Annotated in this window: 8 protein-coding genes; 5 read left to right on the top strand and 3 right to left on the bottom strand. The window is 73.8% G+C overall.

The window, feature by feature from the left end; all coding sequences use genetic code 11:
* Positions 1-115: 115 nt before the first annotated feature.
* The gene (locus tag ACZ4WZ_RS03055) at positions 116-1,336 is read right to left on the bottom strand and encodes a PucR family transcriptional regulator (RefSeq protein WP_467884430.1); all 1,221 of its coding nucleotides are present in this window, start codon (positions 1,334-1,336) and stop codon (positions 116-118) included.
* Positions 1,337-1,790: 454 nt separating this feature from the next.
* Between ACZ4WZ_RS03055 and ACZ4WZ_RS03050 the strand changes: the two genes are divergently transcribed.
* From ACZ4WZ_RS03050 to ACZ4WZ_RS03030, 5 genes are all read left to right on the top strand, one after another.
* Entirely contained in the window at positions 1,791-2,789 is a 999-nt protein-coding gene (locus ACZ4WZ_RS03050; RefSeq protein WP_467884428.1) for a hypothetical protein, read from the top strand.
* The gene (locus tag ACZ4WZ_RS03045; RefSeq protein ID WP_467884426.1) at positions 2,786-4,237 is read left to right on the top strand and encodes an NADH-ubiquinone oxidoreductase-F iron-sulfur binding region domain-containing protein; all 1,452 of its coding nucleotides are present in this window, start codon (positions 2,786-2,788) and stop codon (positions 4,235-4,237) included. The genes ACZ4WZ_RS03050 and ACZ4WZ_RS03045 overlap by 4 nt, the downstream gene beginning before the upstream one ends.
* 154 nt (positions 4,238-4,391) lie before the next feature.
* A complete protein-coding gene (locus tag ACZ4WZ_RS03040; RefSeq protein WP_467884956.1) occupies positions 4,392-5,411 on the top strand; it encodes an SCO0930 family lipoprotein in 1,020 nt (339 codons plus the stop codon).
* A 106-nt stretch (positions 5,412-5,517) separates the two neighbouring features.
* Entirely contained in the window at positions 5,518-5,964 is a 447-nt protein-coding gene (locus tag ACZ4WZ_RS03035) for a hypothetical protein (protein ID WP_467884424.1), read from the top strand.
* A 193-nt stretch (positions 5,965-6,157) separates the two neighbouring features.
* The gene (locus ACZ4WZ_RS03030) at positions 6,158-7,723 is read left to right on the top strand and encodes an alpha/beta hydrolase (RefSeq protein ID WP_467884953.1); all 1,566 of its coding nucleotides are present in this window, start codon (positions 6,158-6,160) and stop codon (positions 7,721-7,723) included.
* A gap of 88 nt (positions 7,724-7,811) precedes the next feature.
* Here ACZ4WZ_RS03030 and ACZ4WZ_RS03025 read toward each other — a convergent pair whose 3' ends face one another.
* Positions 7,812-8,552: a class I SAM-dependent methyltransferase gene (locus ACZ4WZ_RS03025; protein ID WP_467884422.1), complete on the bottom strand. Its 741-nt coding sequence runs from the start codon at positions 8,550-8,552 to the stop codon at positions 7,812-7,814.
* A gap of 141 nt (positions 8,553-8,693) precedes the next feature.
* Complete coding sequence (locus ACZ4WZ_RS03020; RefSeq protein ID WP_467884421.1) at positions 8,694-9,107, bottom strand: PaaI family thioesterase; 414 nt, start codon at positions 9,105-9,107, stop codon at positions 8,694-8,696.
* Positions 9,108-9,121: the final 14 nt, after the last annotated feature.

The following is a 9,121-nucleotide window of genomic DNA, read 5'->3' as shown; positions in this document are numbered from 1 at the left end:
GCCCCTCTCTCTCTTCTCCCCCTCCCTCCCCTCTCTTCCCGTCGTCCGCCCCCCCCCCCCCCCCCCCCCCCCCCCCCCGCCCGTACAGGTGCGTCCGAGGACGGGCCGGCCCGTCTCACAGTCCGTTGACGCGCGCCATCCGTCCCGCCGGAGGGGAGAAGTCGGCGGCGACCACCCGACCGTTCCTGCGGCCCGTACGGGAGTTCTGGCGCCGCACCTGGGCCATCAGCCGGCGGCTGCGCAGGGCCATCTCCAGCTCGAAGCGGGTCCGGGGGTCGCGCAGTCCGGGTCCGAAGAGCTTCTCGAGCTGCCGCATCCGGTAGCGCACTGTCTGCGGGTGCACGCTCAGGGCCTTGGCCGCCTCCGGGGCACCGCCGCCCTCCAGCCAGGCGAGCAGCGTGACCTCCAGCCGCTCGCTCTGCCGCGGGGTGAGATCGGCGAGCGGCTTGAGCCAGCGGGCGGCCAGGGCGTGCGCGAGGGGTTCGTCCTGGAGCAGCAGCAGGGTCGAGAGGTGGTCGTCGACGAAGACGGCCCGGGCGTCCAGGCCGCCGCGGTGGGGCGTCAGGGTGAGCAGGCGCAGCGCCCAGCGCATCGAGGAGGCCGTGTCGCGCAGGGGGACGGCGTGGCCGACGGCCGCGAACCTGCCGCGCAGCGGGAGTTCGAGGGAGGCGCGGGCGTCGGGGTCGGAGCTGGGGAGCAGCAGGCAGGGCCGGCCCGCGAACATGCCGGCGAGGGCGTCGTCGAGTACGGCCGCCAGCTGCTGGGTCTCGCCGGGGGTGGCCAGGGCGACGGCCCGTACGGCGGGCGGCAGGGGCCAGTGGGCGGCCTCGGCGAGTTCGCCGAGGGAGTTGTCGCACGGGGTGCGGTCGTCGGTGAGGGCCCGGAAGAGCTCCTGCCGCGCCCGCTCGGGCGGGGCGGCGGACTCCAGGCGGTGCGGGTGGCCCGGGCGGGGGCCGCCGGTGGGGCCGTGCTCGCGCGCGGTCTCGCGTACGTGCTCCCGTACGTCGGCCCGGGATTCCTCGACGCGGCCGTCGTGGCGGTCCTCGTCGGGAGCCGCGACGGGGGTCGCTACGGGTTCCGCGGCGGCGGGCGGGCACTGAGGGCCGCGTTCGTCCGCGTCGCGGTATCCGAGAGCGGAAAGAAGGGCCTTTTCCACCCTCAGCCTGAGCAGATCGTCATCGATGGCATCGTTGTCATCGACAAGTGCGGAAAATCCCGGAATTCCATGCAGAAGCTCCTCCACTATCTCCGCGGCCAGCGCGGGGAGTTCCCTGCGCAGGACACGGGTCCACTCTCCGCGCGGGCGGGACCAGATGCGGTTCAGAAGTTCGCACATCGTTTCCTCGTTCTTGCCGGGGTGAGGCCTGTCCGGTGCAGGGGTGACAGGCCCTCCAGGGTTGCCTGCCTCGCCAACAGCCCTGTCTTCCAAGAGAGTTGCAGCCACCACATCCCCTTCAGGAGGGTTCCGGCCACTTTGGGTCCCGCGGGTTTGCCTTGATTTTGCCGTCGGGGACGCATGGATGGCCGGCGATGCGGTGGCCTGTCACGACCTCCACTGGAGGGGAATCTTCCGGGGTTGTTCGATGCGCCGTAGACGGGGCGCGAGAAATTATCACGTTTCGATAAATCCTGTGGAGATGCTGCGCAGCTCCACGATGCTGCTGCACTCCGGCCCCCGAGCCCTTCGGCCGGCGCGGGAATTCGCAGCGCTGCCGGCCGCCCCCGTCCCCAACCCCCGGGTGCCGAGCGCCAGGTGGACCGCTCGGAGCCCGGGTGCTCAGGAGAACCGCATGCCCCTGCCCCAGCCTCACATACCCCGCTCCCACAGGGCCCGACGCAGGAGCCGCCACGCGGCGGAGGCCGCCGCGGCTCCGGCCGCCGGCCGGCGGGCCGTCCGGCGGCCCCCGCTGCTGCCCGCCCCCGGAAGGCTGCGCCCCAGCGCCCTGTGCGCCGCGGGCGCCGCCCTCGTATCGCTCCTCGTGGCGGCCCGCGCGGGCGCCCTGACCCGCCTGTGGGAGTTCCTCGACTTCGGGGCGGGCGTGCTCTCGCTCGTCTGTCTGACCGCCACCGTCCTGTGGGGGCTGGTGGCCACCGACCGGGTGCTGCTCGGGTCGGGACACCGGCTGCTGGCCCAGGGCGTGCACCGCGGCCTCGCCGTGGCCGGGCTGGGCTTCCTCGGCCTGCACGTCTGGGTCAAGGTGGCCGAGCGGCAGGCGGACGCCGCCGCCGCCGTGGTGCCGTTCGCGGACCCGGACCGACCCGTCGTCATCGGCCTGGGGACCCTGGCCGGATATCTCTTCGTGGCCGTGGCGGCCTCCGGGGCCCTGCGTAGTGTGTTCGCCACCAAGAGCCGGTCCCTGTGGTGGCGGGCCCTGCACATCGGTGCCTATCCGGCGTGGGGCGCGTCCCTGCTGCACGGGCTGAAGGCCGGCCGCGCCGCCGACACCTGGGTGACGGCGGCCTACGGGCTGTGCCTGGCCGGGGTCATCGGCCTGCTCTCCTTCCGCCTCCGGGCCCGCGGGCTCGGCGCCGCCTGGCGGCCCTCCGCCCCGCAGCGCACGGGGGCCGGGGAGGCGCCCCCCCAACCCGGCCGCGTACGCCCGTTCTTCATCCAGGACGTGCCGCTCGCGGACCTGCTGGTGCGCCCCCGTACGAGCAGGGGCGCGGCTCCCGTTCCCCCGCCGCGTACGGCACCCCCCGGGCCGGCGCCGTACGCGGGCGCCGCGGCCGGTCCCGGCGCCGCCGGGCGGCGGGCCGGGCGGCGCGGCGAAGGGGAGCGGTGGTCGTGAGCGGCACCGCCCGCCCCGGCCTCGGCTGCGTGGGCACCCCCCGGCTGCTGGCCGGGCTCGACCGGGATCCGCGGCTCGACCGCGACGCCCATCTGGCGGCGCACGGGCCGCTGCCGCGCTACACCCCGGAGGAACTCGCCGCCCTGGCCGCCGACATCGACCTGCGGGGCCGCGGCGGGGCCGGCTTCCCCTTCGCCCGGAAGCTGCGTGCCGTCATGGGCTCCGCCCAGGAGCGGGAGGGGCCGACGGCCGTCGTGGTCAACGGCAGCGAGGGCGAGCCGAGTTGCCTCAAGGACACCGCCCTGCTGCTGCACGCCCCGCACCTGGTGCTCGACGGCGCGCTGCTGGCCGCTGCCGCGGTCGCCGCGCAGGACGTGGTGGTGGCCGTCACCCGGGCGGACGTGGAGCGCTCGGTACGCGACGCCGTGGCCGAACGCGGCCCGGGCGGGCGCCGGGTCCGCGTGTCACGGCTGCCCGAGCGTTTCGTGACGGGCGAGGGAACGGCCCTGGTGGGCGGATTGAACGGCGGCGCGGCCCTGCCGTCGGGGCGGCGGGTGCGGACCAGCGAACGGGGTCTGGGCGGGGTGCCGACGCTGCTGTCGAACACCGAGACCTACGCCCAGCTCGCCGTCGCCGCCCGGATGGGCGCCCCGGACTACCGGACGGCCGGCCTGCCCTCCGAGCCGGGCACCGTGCTGCTGACCGTCGCCGGCCACACGGTGGTCGAGACCCCGACGGGGACCTCGCTGGCGTACGTCCTCGACCTGTGCGGCACCCGTACCGGCCAGGGCGTACTGGTCGGCGGGTACCACGGGCGCTGGCTGGATCCCGGGGCGGCCCGCTCGGCGGACGTGTCCCGGGGGTCCCTGTCCGCCTTCGGCGCGGTACTGGGGGCGGGGGCGGTGCTGCCGCTGCCCGAGGACACCTGCCCGGCCGGGGAGGTCGCGCGGGTGACGCGCTGGATGGCGAAGGAGTCGGCCGGGCAGTGCGGGCCCTGCGTACGGGGACTGCCCGCGCTGGCCGACGTGCTCGAGGACGCCGTACGGGGCGGGGGGCGCGGCGCGCTCGACGCCGTGGAGGCGCGGCTGAGAGCCGTCCGAGGCCGCGGGGCGTGCAGCCACCCCGACGGCACCTCGCACTTCGTGGCCTCCGCGCTGGCCGCGTTCCCCGACGAGTTCCGCGACCACGCCCTCGGCAGCGGCTGCGGGCGGCGGACCGTGGGGGCGCTGCCGCTGCCTCAGGACGAAAGCCCCCCGGAGCGGCTGGTGGTGGACTGGACCCTGTGCAAGGGGCACGGGCTGTGCGTGGACGTCCTGCCCGAAGTCGTACGGCTCGACGCGGACGGCTACCCGGCGGAGGCGTCCATGCCGGTGCCGGTTCCGCTGCGGCCCAAGGCGCTGCGGGCGGTGCGGCGCTGCCCCGCGCTCGCGCTGCGCATTCAGGAATGAGCGGGCGCACGTGGGCGGGACGCTCCCGAGTTCATTCTTGGCGCGATCTGACAAATTCCCGCGGATATCGGCTCGGGCGGCATTTGGCCCCGTATCAATGACCCCAGGAAACGAGCACCACGGGACCGAATCCCAAGGAGAGATCGTGAAGACAATGCGCCGGGAGAAAATCGCCGGGTCGGCGATCGCGGTACTGCTGCTGACGGCCGGTTGCGGTGCCGCTGACAAACCCGCTTCGACGGCGAATGCGGTCCAGCCCGCGGGATCCGGAAAGCAGCTCGGCGCATACGGCTCCGACGGCGGTTCGGGATACGGTCCGGGCGCCGGATCCGGATCCGGCGAGGGCTCCGGCGCCGCCCCGGCGGACGGCGCCGGGCAGAGCGGTCCGGCCGGGCAGCTCCAGGTGCGGGAGACGGCGAACGTGGGCCCCGGCGTCACCGACGGCGAGGGGTTCACCCTCTACCGCTTCGACAAGGACACCGCCAAGCCGCCCAAGTCCAACTGCGAGGGCGACTGCGCCAAGGCCTGGCCGGTCGTCCCGGCGGACGGGGCCTCGGCGGGGGCGGGCATGGACGCGGCCCTGCTCGGTTCCGTCACCCGGGCCGACGGCACCAGGCAGCTGACGGTCGGCGGCTGGCCGGTGTACCGCTACGCCAAGGACACCAAGGCCGGGGACGCCCTCGGTGAGGGCGTCGGCGGCACCTGGCACGTCCTGGGCCCCGACGGGAAACCGGCCGGCGCCGCGAAGGCCCCGGGAATGCCGGGACACGGAATGGAGAAGGAAGGAGGAACGGGAACGGAGGAAGAGGGGAAGGCCGCGCTTTCGGTCCGGCAGAATCCCCGGCTCGGCACCATCGCCCAGAACGCGGAGGGCTGGACCCTCTACCGTTTCGACAAGGACAGCGCCTGGCCGATGAAAATCGGCTGCGTGGATTCCTGTACGGACAGCTGGAAGCCCGCCGAGCCCGTCGACGCGTCCCAGGTGTCGGGAATCGACGCCAAACTGGTCGGTTCGGTGAAACGGCCCGACGGTACGGAGCAATTGACGATCGACTGCTGGCCGGTCTACACGTTCACCGGTGACAAGGCACCCGGAGACGTCAACGGGCAGGGCAAGCAGGGACTGTGGTGGGCCGTCACCGACAAGGGGAAGAAGGCCAAGGCGGCCGGCTGAGCCGGCCCCGAACACCCATGAGCCGTGGTGCCCGGCCCCCTCCCCTCCCCGCCGGGCACCACACCCCTTCTCCTCCCGTCCCTCCTCCTCAGTCAGCGAGGTCGCCATGCCCCCGTACGACCGCCGAAGCCGCCGCGTCCTCGCGGCCGGTGCCGCGCTGTGCGGTGCCCTGCTGACCGGAGGCTGTGCTGGGGGTCCCCCCGGGCACGGCGGCGCGGCGGCCCACGCGGACCGGGCGAGCGACGGCCCGTCGGGGAGGACCGCCACGGTGGAGGAGCTCGCCGCCGCCCTCGGCTGCACCGCCGAGGTGAGCACGGAGGCCGACGAACTGCGTCAGGGGGCCTGTTCCACCGGCCAGGGCGCCTACCGCCTGACCACCTTCGCCGCCGAGCGGGGCCTGCGGTCCTGGCTGGCCGAGACACGGGTGTACGGCGGCGTCTACCTGGTGGGGAACCGATGGGTGGTCACCGCGCCGTCGGCGGACGCCCTGACCGCGCTCCGCGAACGCCTCGGCGGCACTCTGGAGACCGGCACGGAGCACTCCGGGCACTGACCCGCGGGGGCCGCCGGCGTACCGGCAGCCTTCAACGGGCTCGGCGCGTCGGCCAGTTGTCCGGATCTTCCTCATTCGCGAGGTGCAGGGAGACGCACGAGAGCCGCCCTGAGGGATGATTCGCCCCGCCACCGCCGTACCCCAAGGTGGGCAGGGACCCGCCCCTCTCCGAAAGGAACGGCTCTTCGTGCGCATGAAACGGCTCGCGCCCCTGCTCGCCACCGCCGGCCTCCTCGCGACCTCCGTCCCCCTGCTCTCCGCCACCCAGGCGGCCGCCGCCCCCGGTCCCGGCGACTACCGTCCGCGGCAGCCCGCCTGGCACCGCTGCAGCCCGGATCAGCCGGCGTCGTACGAGTGCGCCACCCTCACGGTGCCGCTCGACTACCAGCGGCCCCGCGGCCGGACCATCGACCTCGCGATATCCCGGGTCAAGAGCCAGAACCCGGCAAAGCGGCACGGGGTCATGCTCCTGAACCCGGGCGGTCCCGGCGGTCCGGGGCTCGACCTGCCGCTGATGATGGACCAGGCGATGCCCAAGGAGGTCAAGGAGCAGTACGACCTGATCGGCTTCGACCCGCGCGGCGTCGGAGCCAGCAGCCCGATCAGCTGCGGGCTCAACGACGTGGAGCAGAACTTCCAGCGCCCGTACCGGCCCGAGACCTTCGCCTCCGACGTCACCTGGGCGCGGACCGTCGCGGACAAGTGCCGGGAGAAGGCCGGTTCGGTGCTCCCGTACATCACCACCCGCAACACGGCCCGCGACATGGACGCGATCCGCCAGGCCCTGGGCGAGCGGAAGATCTCCTACGTGGGCTACTCGTACGGGACGTACCTCGGCGCGGTCTACACGCAGATGTTCCCGTCCCGGACCGACCGCTTCGTGCTGGACAGCGGGGTCGACCCGCAGCGGCTGTGGCGCGGCATGCTCCAGGTCTGGGCCACGGAGGCCGAGCCGGCCTTCGCCCGCTGGGCGCGGTGGACGGCGGAGCGTGATGCCGAGTACCGGCTCGGGGCGACCCCGGAGGCGGTGTCGGCGACGTTCTGGGGGCTGGTGGCCCGGGCCGACCGGGAACCGGTCGAGTTCCAGGGGATGAAACTGACGGGTGATGACATCCGTACGATGCGCCCGCTGTTCTTCTCGCCGCAGCAGGCCGCTCCCTTCGTCAGCGCGCTCAAGGCGGCCGCCGAGGGCGCCCCGCAGCCCGCCGGCCTGACGGTGCCGGACATGAGGAAGGTGCTGCGCGCCTCGGACCCGGCGTCCGACAACGGCACGGCGGTCTTCTGGTCCGTCGTGTGCGGGGACACCGATTCCTGGCCGCGCGATCCCGGTCAGTACGCGCGGGACGCGGCGCGGGACAAGGCCCGGTACCCGCTGTACGGGGACTTCGCCTCCAACATCAAGCCCTGTGCCTTCTGGCAGCGGCCCGCCGAGGCGACCACGCCCATGAGGACCCGGGCGAACGTGCTGACCGTGCAGAACGAGTGGGACTCGCAGACCCCGCTGGTCAGCGGGCAGGGCCTGCACCGGGCACTGACGGGTTCGCGGATGGTCCTGGCGATGGGCGGCGAGGGCCACAGCGTGTACCTGGCCGAGCCCGGCTCGTGCGTCAACGCCCCCGTCAACTCCTACCTGTCGACGGGCCGGCTGCCCGCCCGGGACGTGACCTGCCGGTCGGTCCCGGCCCCGGCGCAGCGCCAGGACGTCCGGCCCTCGCCGGCGTCGCCGCTGCCGTTCCCGGCCGCACCCCCGCGGTTCTGACGGCGGCCCCGCACGCGCGCCCGGCCCGCGCGCGTTCCGCCGGACGGAACGCGCGCGGGGCCGCGCGTGCGGGGACCGGAGGCCGGGGTCAGGCGCGGCAGCGCAGCATGGTCAGCGGGGGGTTGCCCGCGAGGTCGGCCCAGAACTCCTCGCCGTACTCGCGCAGGCCCGCCTCGGAGATCTCCAGGGGGACCCAGGTCAGCCCGGTGAAGCCGGCCGCCCGGAGCGAGTTCTCGTAGACCTCGCGGCGGGGCGGGTACGCGGTGAACGAGATCGGCGGGTCGAGGAGCGCGGTGATCCTGGTGTGGGGCCCGATCTCGTTCTCCCCGCCGGCGGGCTCGCAGGTGAAGCCGTACTTGGCCAGGGACGGACCGTCGAAGCGGAAGTCGGGGTTCTGACCGAAGAGGAAGAACTCGGCCCCCTTCGCGAGACTGCGGTGGACGGCGCGGCACATCCGCTCGATGGTGGCGACGCTGTCGGCGTAGTTGAACGCCTGGACCGCGATCCCGATGTCGAACGGCTTGTCGAACGCCCGCAGTTCGGCGATGTCACCGACCTCGTAGGAGATCCCCAGCGGCTCCTTGTCCTCGATGGACCGGGCGGCGGCGATCATCTCGCCGGAGATGTCGACGCCGAAGACCTCGGACGCGCCGCGGCGCTTGAACTCCCGGCTGTAGAAGCCGGTTCCGCAGGCCAGGTCGAGGACGGACCTGTCCTTCACGTCACCGACAAGGGCGAGGAAGCCGGGCACCTCCCCGTAGCGCGCGAGCGGGAGGGTCTTGAAACCCTCGAACGCCTCGCCGATCTCGTCGTACAGCTGACCGCTCATCGTACCGCTCCCCGTGTTCATGGACCGCGGCCCTTCCCGCGGGCCGCGGCTTCTGACGGAGAGTCTCCACTCTCGCCGGCGGAGCGCCGTACTGGCGGAAAGCACGAATACCGGCGGTCCTCGTGCTCGTATCGAATGACGTCAGCCGAGCAGGGCGTAGACGGTGGAGGCCCTCGCCGCCGGGTCCTCGGCGCCCTCGGGGGTCATGGTGATGTCGGCGAAGGCGATGCGCCTGCCGAGTTTGGTGATGCGTACGTCGATCAGTACGTCGGCGCCGGTCACCGGACGCTGGAAGCTCGTCGACTGCTGGACCGTGGTCATCGGGCCGTACGCCCCGCGCGCGGCGCAGACCGCGATGACGGTGGCGGTGTCGGCCGCGGCCATCAGGGCCTGGCCGCAGAGGCCGCCGCCGTCGCGGGCCAGGGAGTCCGACCAGGGCAGCCGCAGGACCGCGTGCCGCTCGCCGGTCTCCTCGACCCTGAGGCCGAGGGCGAGCACCCAGGGGGCGAAGTTGTCGGTGAGGATCTTGTCCGCGTCTGCCGGTGTCAACGTCACCCGCCGATTGTGGC

It is taken from the genome of Streptomyces sp. NPDC029122 (genome assembly GCF_055569445.1).
Note: the sequence above shows the minus strand (reverse complement) of the source record. Positions and strands in the feature narration are given on the sequence as shown.